The organism is Curtobacterium sp. Curtsp22 (assembly GCF_059492135.1).
In genome coordinates this window covers 1957097-1975137 of record NZ_CP168519.1, presented here as the reverse complement: position 1 = coordinate 1975137, position 18041 = coordinate 1957097, and the positions used below count along the sequence as shown (strand labels likewise).

15 protein-coding genes and 1 tRNA gene are annotated in these 18041 nt (G+C 72.9%); 5 read left to right on the top strand and 11 right to left on the bottom strand.

The window, feature by feature from the left end:
- Window positions 1–17 precede the first annotated feature (17 nt).
- From ACEN8D_RS09360 to ACEN8D_RS09350, 3 genes are read left to right on the top strand one after another with little or no spacing between them, the layout of a single operon-like run.
- On the top strand, window positions 18–1049 hold the full coding sequence (locus ACEN8D_RS09360; protein WP_413399193.1) for a permease: 1032 nt from the start codon (window positions 18–20) through the stop codon (window positions 1047–1049).
- On the top strand, window positions 1036–1815 hold the full coding sequence (locus ACEN8D_RS09355) for a TIGR03943 family putative permease subunit (protein ID WP_309778200.1): 780 nt from the start codon (window positions 1036–1038) through the stop codon (window positions 1813–1815). The genes ACEN8D_RS09360 and ACEN8D_RS09355 overlap by 14 nt, the downstream gene beginning before the upstream one ends.
- Entirely contained in the window at window positions 1805–3205 is a 1401-nt protein-coding gene (locus tag ACEN8D_RS09350; RefSeq protein WP_413399194.1) for a lactonase family protein, read from the top strand. The genes ACEN8D_RS09355 and ACEN8D_RS09350 overlap by 11 nt, the downstream gene beginning before the upstream one ends.
- Here the strand turns inward: ACEN8D_RS09350 and ACEN8D_RS09345 are convergent.
- The 9 genes from ACEN8D_RS09345 to ACEN8D_RS09305 form a co-directional block, all read right to left on the bottom strand.
- Window positions 3202–4161, bottom strand: a complete 960-nt coding sequence (locus ACEN8D_RS09345; protein ID WP_309778204.1) for a helix-turn-helix transcriptional regulator — start codon at window positions 4159–4161, stop codon at window positions 3202–3204. The genes ACEN8D_RS09350 and ACEN8D_RS09345 overlap by 4 nt on opposite strands.
- Before the next feature lie 147 nt (window positions 4162–4308).
- Window positions 4309–5355, bottom strand: coding sequence for an NAD(P)-dependent alcohol dehydrogenase (locus tag ACEN8D_RS09340; RefSeq protein ID WP_413399195.1), 1047 nt, complete (start codon window positions 5353–5355; stop codon window positions 4309–4311).
- Window positions 5356–5506: 151 nt separating this feature from the next.
- The gene (locus tag ACEN8D_RS09335; protein WP_413399196.1) at window positions 5507–6622 is read right to left on the bottom strand and encodes a glycerate kinase; all 1116 of its coding nucleotides are present in this window, start codon (window positions 6620–6622) and stop codon (window positions 5507–5509) included.
- Window positions 6623–6660: 38 nt separating this feature from the next.
- Window positions 6661–8016 carry a M20/M25/M40 family metallo-hydrolase gene (locus ACEN8D_RS09330; protein WP_413461644.1) on the bottom strand — a complete coding sequence of 452 codons (1356 nt, stop codon included), beginning with the start codon at window positions 8014–8016 and terminating at the stop codon, window positions 6661–6663.
- Window positions 8013–9575, bottom strand: a complete 1563-nt coding sequence (locus ACEN8D_RS09325; protein WP_413399346.1) for an ABC transporter substrate-binding protein — start codon at window positions 9573–9575, stop codon at window positions 8013–8015. Before ACEN8D_RS09325 ends, ACEN8D_RS09330 begins: the two co-directional genes overlap by 4 nt.
- On the bottom strand, window positions 9572–10702 hold the full coding sequence (locus ACEN8D_RS09320; protein ID WP_413399347.1) for an FAD-dependent oxidoreductase: 1131 nt from the start codon (window positions 10700–10702) through the stop codon (window positions 9572–9574). Before ACEN8D_RS09320 ends, ACEN8D_RS09325 begins: the two co-directional genes overlap by 4 nt.
- On the bottom strand, window positions 10699–11967 hold the full coding sequence (locus tag ACEN8D_RS09315) for an NAD(P)/FAD-dependent oxidoreductase (protein ID WP_413399348.1): 1269 nt from the start codon (window positions 11965–11967) through the stop codon (window positions 10699–10701). The genes ACEN8D_RS09320 and ACEN8D_RS09315 overlap by 4 nt, the downstream gene beginning before the upstream one ends.
- Window positions 11968–12036: 69 nt before the next feature.
- Complete coding sequence (gene bla, locus ACEN8D_RS09310) at window positions 12037–12996, bottom strand: class A beta-lactamase (protein ID WP_413399349.1); 960 nt, start codon at window positions 12994–12996, stop codon at window positions 12037–12039.
- A 92-nt stretch (window positions 12997–13088) separates the two neighbouring features.
- A tRNA-Gly gene (locus ACEN8D_RS09305) sits at window positions 13089–13159 on the bottom strand.
- Window positions 13160–13368: 209 nt separating this feature from the next.
- Between ACEN8D_RS09305 and ACEN8D_RS09300 the strand changes: the two genes are divergently transcribed.
- On the top strand, window positions 13369–14436 hold the full coding sequence (locus tag ACEN8D_RS09300; RefSeq protein ID WP_413399008.1) for a DUF6177 family protein: 1068 nt from the start codon (window positions 13369–13371) through the stop codon (window positions 14434–14436).
- A complete protein-coding gene (locus tag ACEN8D_RS09295) occupies window positions 14426–14773 on the top strand; it encodes a hypothetical protein (protein WP_070417120.1) in 348 nt (115 codons plus the stop codon). The genes ACEN8D_RS09300 and ACEN8D_RS09295 overlap by 11 nt, the downstream gene beginning before the upstream one ends.
- 37 nt (window positions 14774–14810) lie before the next feature.
- Here ACEN8D_RS09295 and ACEN8D_RS09290 read toward each other — a convergent pair whose 3' ends face one another.
- Window positions 14811–16856, bottom strand: coding sequence for a bifunctional copper resistance protein CopD/cytochrome c oxidase assembly protein (locus ACEN8D_RS09290; RefSeq protein WP_413399009.1), 2046 nt, complete (start codon window positions 16854–16856; stop codon window positions 14811–14813).
- Window positions 16857–16938: 82 nt separating this feature from the next.
- Window positions 16939–18030 (bottom strand): GNAT family N-acetyltransferase, encoded by a 1092-nt coding sequence (locus tag ACEN8D_RS09285; RefSeq protein ID WP_413399010.1) that lies wholly within the window; start codon window positions 18028–18030, stop codon window positions 16939–16941.
- Window positions 18031–18041: the final 11 nt, after the last annotated feature.

The following is an 18041-nucleotide window of genomic DNA, read 5'->3' as shown; positions in this document are numbered from 1 at the left end:
TCGCCTATCCTTGCCCGGTGACGACGACCACGCCGCCGCAGCAGCGCCCCACCGCCGCGTCCCGCTCCCGGAGCCTCACCGGCCCCGGGCTGGTGCTGCTCGCCGTCGCCGTGCTCCTCGGGATCCGCCTGCTCTCGCCGGCCGTCGGCACCGCGGGTCTGCCCGACGTCGTGCAGGACTTTCTCACGCTCGCGATCAGCGTCGTCGTCGAGTCCCTGCCGTTCGTGGTGCTCGGCATCCTGCTGTCCATCGTCGTCGAGGTGTGGGTCCCCGTCGGCGCGCTCGAGAAGGTCCTGCCGCAGCGCCCGATCCCGCGCCGGGCCGTGATCTCCCTGATCGGCATGCTCTTCCCGGTGTGCGAGTGCGGGAACGTGCCCCTCGCCCGCGGCCTCATGATGCGCGGCTTCACGCCCGCCGAGGCCGTCACCTTCCTCGTCGCCGCCCCGATCCTCAACCCGCTCGTGATCATCAGCACCGCCCAGGCGTTCGGGTGGTCCGGCTGGATCCTGCCCGTGCGCATCGTCGGCGGCTTCGTCATCGCGAACCTCGTCGGCTGGATCGTCGCCGCGCACCGTCGTCCGACCGAGCTGCTGCTGCCCGCGTTCGAGGCCCGCTGCCGAGCGGCTGTCGGCGCCCCTCGGTCCCGGAACCGCTGGCGGGACAGCGCTGCGCAGTTCGGCGGCGAGACCGCGACGATGATGCCCGCGCTGTTCGTCGGCGCCGGGCTCGCCGCAGCGATCCAGGTCGCCGTGCCCCGGTCCACGCTCGTGTCGATCGGCGCGAACCCGGTGCTCTCCGTTGTGGCGATGATGCTCCTCGCGATGACGGTCTCCCTGTGCTCGAACGTCGACGCCTTCTTCGCGCTGTCCTTCGCGTCGACGTTCCTCCCCGGGTCGATCACCGCGTTCCTCATCATCGGGCCGATCATCGACGTGAAGATGATCGCCCTGCTCCGGACGACGTTCCGTGCGCGCTTCCTGGTGCTGCTCGCCGTCGTCTGCGTCCTGTTCGCCGCGACCGTCGGGTTGGTGATGAATGTCCTCGTCTGAGTCCCGCCTGTCGTCGTCCCTCGGCCTCGGGTCCGTGCTCGCGGTGGCGCTGTGCACGCTGTGGCTCGCCCTCGCCGGACACCTCGACCTGTACATCAACCCGCGCTACTCGGTCTTCACGGTCGTGCTCGCGGCCGTCGCGGTGCCCGCGTCGATCGCCGGCCTGGTGGTGACCGCGCGCGGACACGGGCACGATCACGACGAGGGGCACGACCACCGCCCAGGAGGCGCGGCTCGGCGCACACGGATCGTCCTCAGCGGCGTGGCCGCCCTCGTCACCGTCGGGGTCACCGCCGCCATGCTGGTCCTGCCCCCGACGACGCTGTCCGCACGCACGGCACAGCAGCGGAGCGTCGACTCGGCGACCCTGTCGAACGCCACCGGGTCCCAGGCCGCGGTGTCCCTGCTCGGCAGCACCTCGGTCGACACCTCCGAGTACGGCGTCAAGGACTGGGCCGCCCTCATCCGGCAGACGACCGACACCACGTCGCTCGTCGGCAAGCGGGTCGACCTGACGGGCTTCGTCGTCCCGGGCGCGGACGGTTCCTTCACCCTCACCCGGTTCGTGATCAGCTGCTGCGCGGTGGACGCCCAACCCGTCGGGATCGGGGTCGACACCGACGGGACGGTCCCGGCCCAGGGTGCATGGGTCCGGGTCCGCGGAGCGCTCGCCGCCAACCCGGACCAGTCCGCCGACGCCCGCATCGTCATCCGCGCCGCCACGGTGCGGGGCGTCGAGCAGCCCGAGGACCCGTATGAGTACTGAGCTGCGAGAACGCCCCCGGAACCGCTTCCGCCGTCGACTCGTCGCGACCGTGCTGGTGTTCGTCGTCGTCGGCACCGCGGCCGCGGTCGTCGGGTCGCAGCAGGGCCCACGGCTGCGCGACGTGTCGTACGACGCCTCCGGCCTGGTGTCCCGACCGGCACAGCGCGTGATCCTCACCGCGAACCAGGCGATCGAGCGCGTGTCGGCGCAGGACGTCCGGGTCAGTCCGGCAGCGGCGCACACCGTGACGTCGAGCGGCAACACCATCGCGGTCGAGTTCACCGGACCCCTGGCCTACGACCGCTCGTACGAGATCTCGGTCGCGGGCGTCCGGGCGCCGGGGCAGCGCGCGACCGCCGACCTCCGCACCTCGATCCGCACGGGCACCACGGACGTGCTCGCGCTGGTCCCGGGTGGCGCCGGCGGGAAGGACCGCATCGTCCGCCGGTCCCTCGACGCCGGGGGAGCGACCACCGTGTACGAGGGCACCGGCATCTCGGAGTACGTCCGCCTCGGCCGGTCGCTCGTCGTGGTGAGCGGCACGGACGCCGGGTCGTCGGTCGACATCGTGCCGCTCGCCGGCGGGGTGCAGGACGAGGACCTCCCGGTCGAGCACCTGACGCTCCCGACCGCCGAGGGACGCGTCACGGCCCTGCACGCCGCCGACGACGGCGCCTCGTTCGGCTTCGAGTACGCCGACACGTCCACCGGTCAGTCGCGCAACGTCGGGCTCTACGTCGTCGACATGACCGGCACCCACCTGCCGACGGCGATCGACGCGAGCGGGAAGCCGAGGACGGGGGCGGTCCCGATGAGCGTCGGGCAGTGGGCCTACGTGCCCCGCACGGAGAGCGCCCTCGTCCGCACCGGCAGCGACGACCTCGTGCTCGTCGACATGAGCGGGCGGACCGACCCCGTCCGGCTGGGGAGCGCCACGTACCTGCACGGCTTCGTCGGCACCGGCACCACGGCGGTGGTCGAGACCGGCACGGGGATCGTCCGCCTCGACCTGACCGACGGGAAGCGCACCGAGCTGCGGGCACCGGCCGGCAGCACCGACGCGGCGTACCTCGGCCGGATCGCCCCGCTCACCGACGACGGCTACCTGCGCGTGGTGGGCGACGTGCGTGCCGACGGGACACTCGCGCAACGCATCGTGCGCGTGGAGGGGAGCCGCGCCTCCAGGCTGCCCGTCTCCGTCCCCGACGACGCGAGCGTCACGGCCGTCTGCCCGTCCCCGAACGGGCAGTTCGTCGCCGTGGCGACGAAGTCGGCCGGCGGTGTGCTCGTGAGCATCGTCGACGCGGCGTCCGGCGCACTCGAGGCGAGCGTCGTCGCCGGGTCCGTGGACTGGTGCACGGCGCTGCCGTCCGGCGACGAGGTCGGTTAGCGGCGGAGCGTCTGCTTCGGGTACTCCCCGAACCGACGCAGGTACTCGCCCGAGAAGCGGCCCATGTGCGTGAAACCCCACCGGGCGGCGACATCCGCGACGGAGACCTGACCGACGTGGGAGGCCACGAGGTCCTCGTGGGCGCGACGGAGGCGGACCTCTCGCAGGTACTGCATCGGCGACCGGTCCAGGGTGCGTTGGAACGCCTCCTGCAGCCCGCGGACGCTGAGGTCGGAAGCCCGTGCGAGGTCCGACACCGTCAACGGCTCGTGCGCGTGGGCGTGCAGGTACTCGACGGCCGCCCGGATGCGTGCGTTGCGGTGCTGTCCCCATCCCGCCGGGACCGCCTCGGCGCGGAAACGGTACAGGTCGAGGAGCGCCGACGCGACCCCGCGCTGCGCCTCGTGCCAGGCGAGCGACTCGTTCCCCGACGTGCGCAGTGCCTGCACGGACTGCGCGACCGCTCGGCGCCACTCGGCGATCGCCGCGGGCGTCGGCGGCGTCGTCCGGTCGAAGTCGACCGTGCGGTCGACGAGGTACCGCTCCGACGCGACGTCGAGCACGAGGTCACGGTCGAGGTGCACGAGCCGCTGGTCCCAGTCGCGGTAGTCCATGTCGAAGCGTCGCTCGATCGGGAACAGTGTCGGGACACCGTGCTGCAGGCGGATCTCGTCGCGGCCGACGTCGATGGACGCGGAGCCGCTGTCGATCCACTGGACGACGACCTCGCCCTCGACGGCGACGTCCCCGCGGAGCGATCCGTGCATCTGTGACCGTCGGATGCTCATCCGCTCGTCGCCGATCCCGACGTAGCGGTACCAGTAGTCGCCGTCGGTGCGGCCGGAGTGCCAAGCACGGCCGGCGTACATGCCGGCGAGGTCGGCGACAGCGGTGTCGGTGTCCGTCCCGGCGACGGACACGAGGGATGCGGGGCCCTCCTCCGCCGTGCTGCTCATGCATCGAGTCTGGCGTGAACGGCTGTCCCCGGCCCGTCAGCTGCGCCAGCCGGACGACCGGCTCGCGTTGTGGGGACAGACCGCTGGACGCACGGGAGGCGCGGTGCCAGCTGGCACCGCGCCTCCCGTCGCGTTGGTGGTCGCGTACTAGGCGAGCGTCGCCGCGTCGATCACGAAGCGGTAGCGGACGTCCGAGCTGAGGACGCGCTCGTAGGCCTCGTTGATCTGGTCGGCGCTGATGAGCTCGGTCTCCGGCAGGATGTCGTGCTCGGCGCAGAAGTCGAGCATTTCCTGGGTCTCACGGATGCCGCCGATCGCGGACCCGGCCCAGCTCAGCCGGCGGGGGATCAGGGCGAACGCCGGGACCTCGAGCGGCTCGGACGGTGCGCCGACGTTGACGAGGGTGCCGTCGACCTTGAGGAGGCCGAGGTAGGCGCCCATCGGGATCTTCGCGGAGACCGTGTTGATGATCAGCTCGAAGGAGCTCGCGAGCTTCTCGAACGTCTCCGGGTCCTTCGTCGCGTAGTGGGCCTTCGCGCCGAAGCGGAGCGAGTCCTCCTGCTTGGAGGTGGTCTGCGACAGGACGGTGACCTCGGCGCCGAGTGCGACGGCGATCTTCACGGCCATGTGGCCGAGCCCGCCCATGCCGATCACGGCGACCTTCGAGCCGGGGCCGACGCCCCAGTGGTGCAGCGGCGAGTAGGTGGTGATGCCGGCGCACAGCAGCGGTGCGACCTTCTCGATGTCGAGCGACTCGGGGACGCGGAGGACGAAGTCCTCGTTCACGACGACGGCCTGCGAGTAGCCGCCCTGGGTGATGCTGCCGTCGGCGGGGTCGACGCCGGCGTAGGTCTGGATGTTGCCCTTGAGGCAGTACTGCTCCTCGCCCTTGACGCAGTTCTCGCACTCGCCGCAGGAGTTCACCATGCAGCCGACGCCGACGCGGTCGCCGACCTGGTGCTTGGTGACGTTCTCCCCGACGGAGGTGACGTGGCCGACGATCTCATGGCCGACGACCTGCGGGTACTGGATCTCGCCCCACTCGCCGCGGACGGTGTGGATGTCCGAGTGGCAGATGCCGGCGTAGGCGATGTCGATCTCGACGTCGTTCGGGCCGACGTCGCGACGGGTGATGGTGGTCTTGACGAGCGGCTCGGTGGCCGACGGTGCGGCGTACGCGTTGACGGTGCGCATGGTCTCCTCGTGGGTGGTGCGTCCGGGCCGGTTCCGGCCCTCCACCAGTGTGGTGGAGCGCGCCATCGGGTGGGAGGTCCCGTTGGGGCACCCCTGCACGGAATGCGGGCGTGTCGCGCGCGGGCGCCGGGCTCGCCGGGCTCGCCGTGCGTCAGGCCAGGCGGGCGAGTCGCTGGCCGGCGATCCGGGCGAAGCGCAGCGGGTCGGCGAGGGCATCGTCCGGCTCGCCCGTCGTCTGCGTGGCCAGCACGGTGAGCGAGGCGGCAGCGTCGAAGTCGTCGAGCGCGGCTTCGATCGCCCCGGCCACGAGCATCGCCCGGGCACCCGGTGCGTGCGTCGACGCGAGGGTCCGCACCACGCTCGGCACCTTGCCGGCCGCGGACTGCCCGTCGTACCGGCCCTCGCCGGTGATCACGACGTCGGCGCCGTCGAGGAGCGCCGGCAGTCCGAGGACCTCGGCGACGGCGGCCGCTCCGCCCGCCAGCGTCGCACCCCAGGCGAGCAGTCCGAACCCGACTCCGCCGGCCGCTCCGGCGCCGGGGGTCGTCGGGTCGACGTCGGGGAAGCAGCGCGCCCAGTCGGCCAGCCGGGCGTCGAAGGCGGCGATCCGTTCCGGTGCGATGCCCTTCTGCGGGCCGAACACCGCCGCGGCGCCGGTCGGTCCGAGCAGGGGCGAGGTCACGTCGGTCAGCACGACGGCGCCGTGCTCCGGCAGCCGGCGCATCCACGTGGTGTCGACGCCGGTGACGTCGTCGAGCAGCTCGGCACCCTGACGCGGTCGCGGCGGGTGTTCGGGGACCGCGGGATCGATATGGATGAGTGCTCCCAGCCCGATCAGGGCGTCGGCACCGCCGTCGGTCGAGGCGCTGCCGCCGATGCCGAGCACGAGCCCGGTCGCGCCGTCGTCGAGGGCGGCGGCGATCGCCTCGCCGAAGCCCCGGCTCGTCGCGGTGTCGGGCAGCGGCTCGGACAGCAGGGGGAGCCCGCTCGTGGCGGCGAGCTCGACCACGGCGCGGCCGTCGGGCAGCTGCAGCCAGTGCGTGTCGACGGGGGTGCCGGCGGGGCCGGTGACGGTGATCGGCACCCGGACGGTCAGCGGGATCGCCGTCTCGAAGGCATCGAGCGTGCCCTCGCCGCCGTCCGCCATCGGTGCCAGGACGACCTCGTCGCCCGGACGTTCGGCGAGCCAGCCGTCGCGCACGGCCGCTGCGATCTCGGCCGCCGTCGCGGTCCCCTTGAACGAGTCCGGAGCCACCACGATGCGCACGGCACCACCGTAGCGGACGGCCCGCGCGCCGCACGGGGTCAGGGGGTGGTCAGCGAGGTGAGGAAGAGCGCCTCGGCCAGGGCCAGGTGCTCGATCTCGGACGGGTCGACGCTCTCGTCCGGGCCGTGCACGTTCGCCGCCGGCTCGGACACCCCGGCCAGGATCACCTCGACGTCCGGGATCGCCCGCTCGAGCGTCGCGCACAGCGGGATCGAGCCGCCGCCGCCGAGCGACCCGACCGGGGCCCCGTCGTACGCTTCCGAGAGCGCCGCGCGGAACGTCGCCGACGACGGACCGCCCTCGGCACGGAACCCGGCGCCCACCCCGGTGACCCGAGCCGTCACCTCGACGCCGGCCGGTGCGCGACGCAGCAGGTGCGCGACGAGCAGCTCGCCGGCCGCCGCGGGGTCGACACCCGGCGGCACGCGGAGGTTCAGCGCGGCACCGGCGGTCGCCTGCACGGACGGCGAGGACCCCGCGACCGCCGGGGCGTCGATGCCCACGACCGTGAGGGCCGGCCGTGCCCAGACCTGGGACGCCGGATCCGCCGAGCCGATCGGCACCGCGCCGTCGAGCAGCCCGGCGTCGGCGGCGAACCGGTCGGCGTCGTACGGCAGGCCGTCCCAGGTCTGCGAGGCGTCGAGGCCGTCCACCGTGGTGTCGCCGGCCTCGTCCCGGAGCGTGGCGAGGAGCGCGACCAGCACCGCGATCGCGTCCGGCGCCGCCCCGCCGAACATCCCGGAGTGCACGGTGCCCCGCAGCGCGCGGACCCGGAGCTCGACGAACGCCGTGCCCCGGAGCGTCGTCACGAGCGCCGGCACCCCGGCCGCGGCGTTCCCGGCGTCCATCACGACGGCGGTGTCCACGTGCCGGAAGTCGGCGGCGTGCGACGACACGTACTGCTCGAGGCCGTCGGTGCCCTGCTCCTCCGAGCCCTCGACGACCACGACGAGCCCGACCGGGAACGCCCCGTGCACGTCGAGCAGCGCCCGGAGTGCCACGAGGTGCGTGACGATCCCGCCCTTGCAGTCCGCCGCGCCGCGGCCGTACAGCCGCCCGTCCCGCGGTGTCAGGGTCCACGGATCGCTCGTCCAGGCCGCGAGGTCACCCGCGGGCTGCACGTCGTGGTGCGCGTAGAGCAGCACCGTCGGTGCCCCGGCCGGCGCGGGGTGGGTCGCGATGACCGCCTGCGAGCCGTCCGCGGTGGTGGCGAGTCGCGCCTCCAGGCCGAGGTCGCCGAACGCGACACGCACGGCCTCCGCGACCCGGTGACAGTCGTCGAGCGACTGCACGGCGGGGTCGTGGACCGACGGGATCGCGACGAGCGCGGCGAGGTCGTCGAGCCCGGCGGGCATGCGGGCGCGGACGGCGGCGCGCAGCGGGGAGCTGCTCACGAGCGCCCGATCTCCCAGATCCGGAACTCGCCGGACGCGTCGACCGACTTCGACAGCCCGGTCAGCGACCCCTGCCCGATGACGTTCTCCTGCCCGGCGAGCAGCGGGATGAGCGGCACCGACTCGGCGGTGTCCTGCTGGATCTGCTCGATCTGCTGCTTCCGCTGGGCCGCGTCCGGCTCGACGGCCTGCGACGCGACGAGGCCGTTCACCGTGGCGTCGTCGAAGTGGTTCGCGAGCAGGTTCACGTCGGTCGCGCCGTAGGCCGGGGTCAGGTACGACGAGGCGTCCGGGTAGTCCTGGAAGAAGCCGAGCTGGAACACGGGGTACTCGCCCTTGCCGACGTTCCCGACGTAGGTGTCCCAGCTGGCCGACTGCAGGTCGACCGTGAACAGGCCGGTGTCCTCGAGCTGCTGCTGGATGAGCGCGTACTCGTCGTCGGAGCCCGAGCCGTAGTGGTCGGTCGTGTACTCGATCGGCAGCCGCACCGGAGTGGTCACGCCGGCATCACGCAGGATCGACTTCGCGTCGGCGCCGTCGTACGCGTCCTCGAACGTCTCTGTGGCGCCCTGGAACCCGTTCGGCACGATCGAGTACGCCGGGGTGTAGGTGCCCTGGTAGACGTCCTTCGCGATCGCCTCGCGGTCGATCGTCGCCGCGACGGCCTGCCGGATCGCCTGCTTCTGCGCGGCGTCCTTCCCGGGCATCGTCTGCAGGTTGAACGCCAGGAACCGGACCTCGCCGGAGTCGCCGTGCACGGTCTGCAGCGAGTCGTCCGAGGACAGCGACGTCACCTCGGTCGGGGTGAGCTGGCGGTAGGCGACGTCGGCGTCGCCCTTCTGCACGGCGAGCTTGAGGTCCGCGGACTTCGTGTACTGCTTGATCGTCACGCTCTTCGTGGCCGGCGCGTCGCCGTCGTACCGGGTGTTCGCGGTGAGGGCGATCGTCGCACCGCCGTCCGCGGCGTCCTGCAGCGCGTAGGGCCCGGAGCCCACCACCCCGTCGTTCGCGTGCACCTTCGTCGCGGAGAACACCTTCGAGTCCACGATCGCCCCCGCCATGCTCGCGAGCACGTACGGGAACGTCTGGTCGTCCGCCTGCTTCAGGGTGAACGTCACGGTGCTGCCCGACGCCGACACGGACGCCATGTTGGCCAGCAGCGAGCCCGGGCCGTTCGTCGACCCGAGGGACACCTGGCGCTCGAACGAGAACACCACGTCCTTGGCGGTCAGGTCGTCGCCGTTCGAGAACGTGAGGCCGTCCCGGATCTCGCACACGTAGTGCGTGCCGTCGGTGAAGTCGCAGGACTTCGCGACCTCGGGGCTGGTCGTGGTCTTCCCGGCGGGGTAGGTGAGCAGGTGCTGGTAGAGCTGCGTCTGCACCGTGTAGCTCCCGCGGTCCCAGGCGCCGGCCGGGTCGAGGGACGTCACGACGTCGGTGGTGCCGACGACGAGCCCGTCGACGGCGTCCGTGCCGGACGAGCCGGTGGACGCGCAACCGGTGAGCACGGCGGCGGCGGTGGCGGTGAGCGCGATGGCGCTGAGGAGTCGGGTCGTCATGGTCCTGAGGGAGTGGGGTGGTGCTTCGAGAGGGAGAAGCGGGCCGGGGGTGGTGGCCCGTCGGTCGCGAGGTCGGCGATCATGTCGCCGAGCAACGGAGCGAACTTGAAGCCGTGGCCGGAGAACCCGGTCGCGACCGTGACCGGACCTCGACGGTCGATCACGAAGTCCTCGTCGGGGGAGTTGTCGTACAGGCAGCTGATGAACGTCGGCTTCGTCGCGTCGACCCCCGGCACGTACCGGGCGACGTACGCCTGCAGGCGCTCGGCCTCGGCGGGCACGGGGGTGAAGTCGCGGTGGTCGGGGTCGACCACGGGGCCGGTGCCGTGGAACCCGACCTTGACGCCCTCGCCCGGGGTGAGCAGCCCGTACACGTCGTCGCCGTCGGCCCAGTGCACGAAGCTCGGCCAGGCCTCGTCCGGCAGGTGGCTGGGGAAGTGGGCGGGCTGCTCCTGCGTGACACGGAGGGCCGGGAGGCGCGCCCCGCGTTCCGCGAGCAGGTCGCCCACCAGCGTGGGTGCCCACGACCCCACGGCCGCGATCACCGAGGACGTGCGGTGGGTGGACCCGTCGGACAGCGCCACCGTCACCTCGTCGCCGTGGTCCTCGAGCCCGGTGACCCGGGTGTCGAAGCGGAGGTCGGCGAGCCCCGTGCGGTCGGCCAGTGTGAGGAACACCTCGATCGCGCGGTCGGACCGGATCCGCCCCGCGGTCGCGTGCGTCAGGACGTGCCTCTCGAACGCGATGCCCGGCCAGCGCGCGGCGGCGGCGTCCGGGCTGAGGGTCTCGTGGGGGATGCCGGCGTCCGCGAGCGCCGTGGCGATGGCGTCGACGACCTCGGGCCGCCCGTGGTCGACGGCGCCCGTGCGGACGATCAGCTCCTCGCCCGCCGCGGCCTCGAGCGCCTCCCACAGGGCGAGCGCCCGGGTGGTCAGTGCGACGTACTCGGCATCGGCGTAGCCCTGCCGGAAGATCCGGGTGGCGCCGTGCGACGACCCCCGGTGGTGCCCCCGCTCGTGCTGCTCGACGAGCACGACGCGCTCGCCGCGGAGCGTGAGGGCGTACGCGGTGGCGGCACCGACGACCCCGCCGCCGATCACGACGTGCGTCGTCGCCCGGTTGCTCATGCCGTCGCTCCGGCTCGTCGGGCATCGGCCTCGCGTCGGGCCGGCATCATCGCGACGACGTCGGCCTCGCTCGGTGCACGGGCCGGGAAGCGTGCGGGGTCGTACCGGCTCGCGTCGCCGAGGGTGGTCGTCCCCGTGACGCTCAGCTCGGCGGCGATCCGGCCGAGACCGGGGCCGTGGGTGACGCCGGACTCGTTGTCCCCGCCGGCCACCACGAGCCCGGCGAGCTCGGGGACCGGGCCGACGATGAAGTTCCGGTCCACGGTCATCGACACCACGCCCTGCGTCGGGGTCTCGTCCGCTCCGAGCACGCTCGCCGCCGCTGGGAGGAGCCGCGCGACGATCGGGTGCACGGAGGTCCGCATGGCGTCGAGCAGGTCCGTCCGGACCGGGCGGCGCGCGGGATCGGTGCCCCGGTCCGCGCCACCGACGTGCAGCGCCTCGTACCCGCTCCCGGCGCCGTAGGTCAGGCCCCCGCGGTGCTCCCGGATCCAGAGCCCCTCGAGCTCGGGGAGCATCAGGGTCGGCAGCGTGCCCGGCAGGCCGAACGGCTTCGTGACGAGGCGACTCGCGACCACACGCACCGTCGGGAGCTCGCGACCGAGGGGCGCGAGCAGGGCGTTCGTCCAGCTGCCGGCGGCGAGGACGACCCGCGCGGCGTCGATGACCTCGCCACCCGCGGTCCGGACGCCCGTGACGGAGCCGTCCCGCGCCTCCAGGCCCGCGACCGCGGTGTGCTCACGGATCGCGACGCCCTTCGCACGCAGCTCACCGACCAGCGCGGCGGCCGTGTCGGGCGCGCTGATCTGGATGCCGTCCGGGTGCAGGAAGCCGGCCGTCACGGCCGACGGGTCGAGTCCGGGGACGAGGTCGGCCGCCTCGGCCGGGCTGAGCGTCCGCGCACCGGCGGGCCGCAGTGGGTGGTCCTCGAACGGCGGGATGTGGTCCGCGCGGCCCTGTTCGGTGACCGTCAACCAGACGTTCCCGTTGCGGCGGTAGCCCGTCGGACCGTGGCCGGACTCGGCCAGCCGCCGGTAGAAGTCGATGCCGTACTGCTCGACGTCGCGTTCGGACTCGTTCCAGTACCAGGCGTACCCGGCCGCCCACTGTCCCACGAACCCGGCGCCGGCGGTCGTCGTGCCACCGGCGGCGGGGCCGCTGTCGACGAGGACGACGCGCTGCCCGAGGTCGGCGAGGTGCCACGCGGTGCTCAGACCGATGATGCCGGCGCCGACGACGACCGTGGGGGAGTCGGGGGAGGACATGACCAGATCGTAGTTGCCCGGTGTCCCCGACAGGTGTCGTGCATGACGCCGTGTGACGCCGGGCGGCCGTCAGCCGTCGAACGCGTCGAGCACCGCTGCGGCGGACCGAGCGACGAGGGCGTCGTCGTAGGCGGTGTCGGGGGCGTTGCGGGTCGTGAGGACGGCGATGACGATCGGGCCGCCGTCCGGCCGGGTCACGCGTGCGACGTCGTTCCGGATGCCGCCCGCGCCGCCGGACTTGTCGACCACCGTCCAGCCGTCGGGAGCGCCTGCACGGACGAGGGTGTCGCCGGTGGTGTTGCCGCTCATCCAGTGCTCGAGCAGCGCGGTGTCGGAGCGTCCGAGCGTCCGGCCGTCGAGCACCGTGGCGAGCGTCGCCGCGAACGCCGCCGGGGTCGTGGTGTCCTCGGTGCTGCCGGGCTCGATCGTGTTGAGGGCCGGTTCGTCGTGCACGACCTCGGTGGTGCGGTCCCCGAGCTCCGCCAGTGCTCGGTCCAGCCCAGCGGGGCCACCGATGCGGTCGAGGACGAGGTTCAGGGCCAGGTTGTCGCTCTGCCGGACCGCGGCCTCGGCGAGCTGGGCGAGCGTCAGGCCGTCGGCGACGTGCTCGCTCGTGACGGGGGAGTGGCCGGCGGCGGTGGCGTCCGCCGCACTCCAGCGCACCCGCTCGTCCCGGTCGGTGCCGTGCACCGCGCGGAGGAACTGCGCCGCCGCGAACGCCTTGAGGGTCGACGCGTAGCCGAAGCGGCGGTCGCCGTTGTACGCGACAGTCTCGCCGGTGGTGGTGTCGGTCGCGACGACGCCGACCGTGGCGTCGTACTCCCGCTCGAGGTCGGCGAGGGTGCGGGCGACGGCAGCCCGGTCGGCGGCGGCGATGGTCGGGGTCGGCGAGGGCATCGGCGTCGGTGACGACGTGGGTGCGCGCGTCGGTGACGGTGCCGTCGCGGTGGTGCCCGGGCTCCCGCCGCTGCAGCCGGTCAGGGCGAGTGCGGCGACGATGCCGGCGACGAGTCGGGCGGTGGCGCGCATGGCAGCACTCTCGCGTGCGGTCCTGGACGGTGCCCGCACGCTCCGGGGCCACACGCAGAAGGGCCGCCCGGTCGGGCGGCCCTTCGTGTCGGAGCGAGTGACGGGAATCGAACCCGCGCTACCAGCTTGGGAAGCTGGAGTTCTACCATTGAACTACACTCGCGCACCCCGCTCAGCGGGACGTCGCAAGCCTAGCGGATTCTGCGCTGGACGCCAGCCGAGTGTCCGCCGAGCCAGGTGCTGCCGACCCGCACCGCGCCTCCTGGCCGGACCCGTGTCTCCGCTGTGAGCCGGTCCGTCTGACGGACAGGTGTCGCCCCCGTGTGTACCGTCCAGGTGGATCGAGCGACAGCGAACCCGAGGAGGACCCGGATGGTCAGACATCCCCTCATCGACGACGTGGTCGGCCCCGCGATCGTGGTCGACTCGGCCTCGCCGGTGGTGTGGCTGACCGAGGCGCTCGCCTCCCTGCTCCGTCGGGCATCCGAGTCCGGACGCTTCGTCGTCCTCCGCACCGGGCCCGGCTCCGCGCTCACACCGGCGCTCCGGCACGCCCTCGGCGCGTACGGGGCCGCGTGGGCCGTCACCGATCCCGACGGCACGCTCCGCGACGGACGGACCGGCGTCGCAGCCTCCCGCATCGAGGACTTCGTGCACCGCGGCCCCGAGCTCGTCGGCACGCCCTCGCCGGAGCACCCCGTCGCGCGCGACTCGGTGCGGCAGATCAGCATCGACCTCACGCTGCGCCACCACGCCGAACGCGCGATCGACATCGGGTCCGCGATCGAGGCCCTGTGCAAGACGGTCGGCACCTGCCCGACGCGCTGGGGCACCGCCGAACCGCTCACCGTGCCGTGGGACCGCTGGGTCGTCACGCAGTACGCCAAGCACGAGGCCCCGGCGGTGTCGACGTCGTACGCCGTGGGCGAGGGCTTCTCGGCGACGATGACCGCGCACCTGCTCGACGGCGTGGTCGTCGAGACGATGTCCGCCGTGCTCACGATCCCCGAGGACGGCGCCGACCAGACGCTCGCGCCGCGGCTCCTCGACGCCGTGCACCGCGTCGCCGAGGACGTCGAACCCGTCTTCGGTGTGGTGATGCAGCGTCGTGGCGATGCCGACCACCTCGTCCGTGCCGTCTCGCACGGCGAACCCGCTCCGCTGGCGGTCGTGGTCGGGCCCGAGGCGACCGAGTTCCTCGACCGGGACGGCGTGTGGCCCCCGCCGCGCACGACCACCTCGACGTTCGGTGGCGGCGGTCTCGTCGTGCGATTCGACGACGGCTGGGAAGCGCTCGAAGCGTTCCTCGATCGCATCGACGAGGACCGGTTCCTGCAGCTCGTCGGTGGTGCCCCGCTCGACCCGGCGCACGACGAGGGCACGCTGGACGGCCACGTCGGGGACGGTTCGCACGTGTTCGGCGGTCACCGTGCCCCGTGACGTCACCCTGCTCTGCCGCGGGCCGGTGGAGACGCGCGACGTCGCCGAGGCGCTGCTCCTGCACGACGAGTCCTGGGGTGTCCGGGCGCTCGACGACGGCCCGATGATGCAGGTCTGCCGGGACGCCACGCACCCCGTGATCACGGTGCTCGCGGTGCGGCGCGTGGACGCCCTCGACGAGGTCGAGCGGATCCTGCCGGACGCCCCGACGCTGTCGACGCCGCTGTGGTGGGTGGACACCGTGACGCCCGAGGGGGCGGACGGCGAGTCCGGGATCTCCGCCGCGCTCGAGGCCGCGATGGACCTCGACGCGGTCTGCATCGTCCACGGCGACTGAGCGGGCGCCGCGCGGCGCCGCGTCGCGCCGCGCCGCGTCAGTCGCGGTCGTGCATCGCGGCGAGGCGCTCGTTGTACGCCTTGAGGTCTGCGTCCCCGTCTCGCTCCGCCTTGCGGTCGAGGCGCTTCGCGTCCCGGGTGTCCGACTTCACCCAGTTGCGCACGACGAGCAGCGCGACGAACACCATCGGCAGCTCGGACGCACCCCACGCGATCCCGCCGCCGGTGTGCTGGTCGGCCAGGAGCGCGGCGTCGTTCGTCTGTCCGAGCGCGTGGAACCAGTCGATCGCGAAGACCGACTCCGACGTCATCACGGCGACGCCGAAGAACGCGTGGAACGCCAGGGTCGCGAGCAGGGCGATGATGAGGATCGGGTACTGCGGCCGCTTCGGGCCCGGGTCGACGCCGATGAACACCCAGAAGAACAGGTACCCGCTGAAGACGAAGTGCACGACCATCGCCACGTGCCACTCGTGCGACTGCATGGCGTACTGGTACGCGGGCGTGAAGTAGAACACCACGAGGGACCCGGCGAAGATCACCCCGGCGACGGCCGGCTTCGCGAGGAACTGCATGTACCGCGAGTGCGTGAAGAGCATGAGCCACTCACGGGCACCGCGCGAGCCGTCGTTCCGCACCGGCAGGGTCCGCAGCGCGAGGAGCACGGGGCCACCGAGCACGAGCGGCAGCGGCACGAACATCATCAGCAGCATGTGCTGGATCATGTGCGACGAGAAGTGGATCATGCCGTAGACCGCCGGGCCCGCCGAGGTCGTCCAGATGAACAGCGCGCACCCGAGCAGCCACGCGATCGTGCGTCCGACGGGCCACTTGTCCCCGCGCTTCCGGAGCTTCCGGACGGCGAGCAGGTACCAGCCGGCCCCGACGACCGCGAGCGCCAGCCACACCCAGTCGATGTGCCACTGGGTCAGGTAGGTCTGCACGGTCTGCGCGGGCGGGTACGGGAACCCGATGAGTCCGGAGCGGGTGTCGTCCCCGGTCTCCGGCGTCTGCGGGATCGGCGGCTGCGAGCGGGAGACGGCGACGGAGACCCCGATGGCGATCGCCATGAACACGATCTCGGCGAGGGCGAATCGCACGAACACGCGGCGGTCGAGCGGCGCGCGGAGGAGCCCCGGCACGAGCCGCCGGCGCTGGACGACCCCGGCGAGCCCGAGCAGCACGAGGATCATGGCCTTGACCGTGATGAGCCACCCGTAGGTCGTCGTGAACAGGTCGAGCGGGCCGGTCAGTCGGAGCGACGCGTTCACGATGCCCGAGAACGCGACCGCGGCGAACGCCCACCCCGCGAGCGTCGAGTACCGCGACACGACCCGCCCGGTGGCGCCCTTCGTCCGGGTGCGCAGGACGAGCACGGCGACGAGGCCACCGGCCCAGACGCACACGGCGACGAGGTGGACCGCGAGCGAGTTCACCGCGTTCGCGTGCTCGAGCGACCCGGCCGCGTGCCCGGACAGGGCGAGCGGCAGCAGCGCGAACAGCCCGGCGACCGTCGCCACCGCGAGCGTCGTCACCCGGGTGGCGAACGCGGCGACCACGGTCGCGACGAGGATCGCCACGGCCGACACCACGAGCGCCTGCCCGATCTCGACCTGGAACGCGAAGAGGGTGAAGTTCCGCGCGAACACCGGGTTCGTCAGTGGGACGCCGAGGGTGTTCGCGCCCGTCAGCACGATGCTCACCACGGCCGCGAGGAACCACACCGAACCCGTCGCGGCAGCCCAGCGCGCGGCGCGGTGCTGCACGCTCGACATCGCCCGGTGGTCCTTCTTCTGCGCCGGGAGTGCGAACGCCGCGACGACGAGCAGGCCGATCGTCAGTGCCGCCATGGTGTCGTGCACGACGCGCGCGACGGGCAGTCCGTACTCGACGAGGTCGCCGGCGGACACCAGTTGCTGGTTCGCGGTGAAGGCGCCGGTGAGCGTCATCCCGAGGATCGAGCACGCCACCGCGAGCGGGACGGCGACGACGAGGACCGTCGCGACGGTGGACGTGCGCGCGGTGACGGGCGCCGATTCCGGCGCCGCGCCTCCTGGCTGGGTTTCGGGTGACGTGACGGTCATGACCGTCCAATCGTAGGCGTGTGGGCCTGGAGGCGCGGCGTGCGTCGCGCGCACCGGCTGCGGCCCGCCTCAGGTCGCGTCGTCAGACGCGGCGCTCCCAGATGCCCTCGCTCCTGACGCCCACGAACCCGACGGCCTCGTTGACGTCGAGCATCGGGCGGTTCTCCTCGGCGTTGAACGTGATGATCGAGGGTCGCCCCGGGAAGTCCTGCTCGACGCGTTCGATCCCGGCCACCTTGAGCAGCCATCCGAGCCGGTGCCCGCGGTGCTCCCGGAGCACGAGGGTGTCGCCCTGCATGACCGGCTGGTGCACCGCGTCCGGCACTGCCAGCTGCGTGAAACCGGCCAAGGTGGTCGTCGGGAGGTGTTCGACCGCGACCGTGACCATCGTGCGCGGCGAGCGTTGCAGCTGCGCCTCGTGCTCCTGCAGGCGCTCGCGCGTCCAGACGTCCTCCGGCTCCTCCATGTCGCCCTCGGGGGCGTCGGTGCTCATCCGGGTCTCGAGCAGCGCGATGCCGTCGAGCCACTGCTCCGGCGTCGGCCCGGCCCACGCGTGCACCCGGTAGTCGGGCCCGGCGGCGGCCGCTGCCCGGTCGTGGAGCTCGCGCACCACGGAGTGGTCGGCCGGCAGTGCCAGGCGACTGATCCGGTTGACCTGCCCGAAGCGCCAGCCGCGCCCGCTGAGGAACCGTGCGCCGGCTTCGTCCTCGGGCACGGCGCCGTGGCCGGTGGGCGGGACGAGGTACCCCGGTCCGGACGCAGGCCCGACCTGCCGTGACACCGCGTACGTCTTCCACTGGGTGCGACCGTCGTCGCGGGCGATGCCCTCGAGGTGCTCGGCCAGCAGCGTGCCGATGCCCCGCCGCTGGTGGTCCGGCGCGACGGCGACCGCGATCCAGCAGTTCGGGGTCCCCGGTGCCTGCTTGGTGTCGTAGGAGCCGGCGGCCACCACCTCGCCGTCGGGATCGCGCACGACGAAGAGGCGACTCGGTGCCTCGGGGTCGAGCAGGTACGGCAGCTGTTCCTCGGGCGTCCAGAGGATCTCGGGCAACCGGGTGACGGCGACCTCGGCGGCGTTCTGCACGCGGACCCAGTCGCGGAAGGCCTGCACCGTCACGGCGTCGTCGTCCATGGTGGCGGGCACGTCGAGTTCGTGCACGGTGTACGCGGTCATGTCGGTTCCTC

What these genes read in the sequence shown, in the direction of transcription:
- ACEN8D_RS09350 (WP_413399194.1), top strand. Translation starts at nt 1,805, where the DNA reads ATGAGTACTGAGCTGCGAGAACGCCCCCGGAACCGCTTCCGCCGTCGA.
- ACEN8D_RS09345 (WP_309778204.1), bottom strand. Translation starts at nt 4,161, where the DNA reads ATGAGCAGCACGGCGGAGGAGGGCCCCGCATCCCTCGTGTCCGTCGCC.
- ACEN8D_RS09315 (WP_413399348.1), bottom strand. Translation starts at nt 11,967, where the DNA reads ATGTCCTCCCCCGACTCCCCCACGGTCGTCGTCGGCGCCGGCATCATC.
- ACEN8D_RS09340 (WP_413399195.1), bottom strand. Translation starts at nt 5,355, where the DNA reads ATGCGCACCGTCAACGCGTACGCCGCACCGTCGGCCACCGAGCCGCTC.
- ACEN8D_RS09285 (WP_413399010.1), bottom strand. Translation starts at nt 18,030, where the DNA reads ATGACCGCGTACACCGTGCACGAACTCGACGTGCCCGCCACCATGGAC.
- ACEN8D_RS09290 (WP_413399009.1), bottom strand. Translation starts at nt 16,856, where the DNA reads ATGACCGTCACGTCACCCGAAACCCAGCCAGGAGGCGCGGCGCCGGAA.
- ACEN8D_RS09320 (WP_413399347.1), bottom strand. Translation starts at nt 10,702, where the DNA reads ATGAGCAACCGGGCGACGACGCACGTCGTGATCGGCGGCGGGGTCGTC.
- ACEN8D_RS09355 (WP_309778200.1), top strand. Translation starts at nt 1,036, where the DNA reads ATGTCCTCGTCTGAGTCCCGCCTGTCGTCGTCCCTCGGCCTCGGGTCC.
- bla (WP_413399349.1), bottom strand. Translation starts at nt 12,996, where the DNA reads ATGCGCGCCACCGCCCGACTCGTCGCCGGCATCGTCGCCGCACTCGCC.
- ACEN8D_RS09325 (WP_413399346.1), bottom strand. Translation starts at nt 9,575, where the DNA reads ATGACGACCCGACTCCTCAGCGCCATCGCGCTCACCGCCACCGCCGCC.
- ACEN8D_RS09300 (WP_413399008.1), top strand. Translation starts at nt 13,369, where the DNA reads ATGGTCAGACATCCCCTCATCGACGACGTGGTCGGCCCCGCGATCGTG.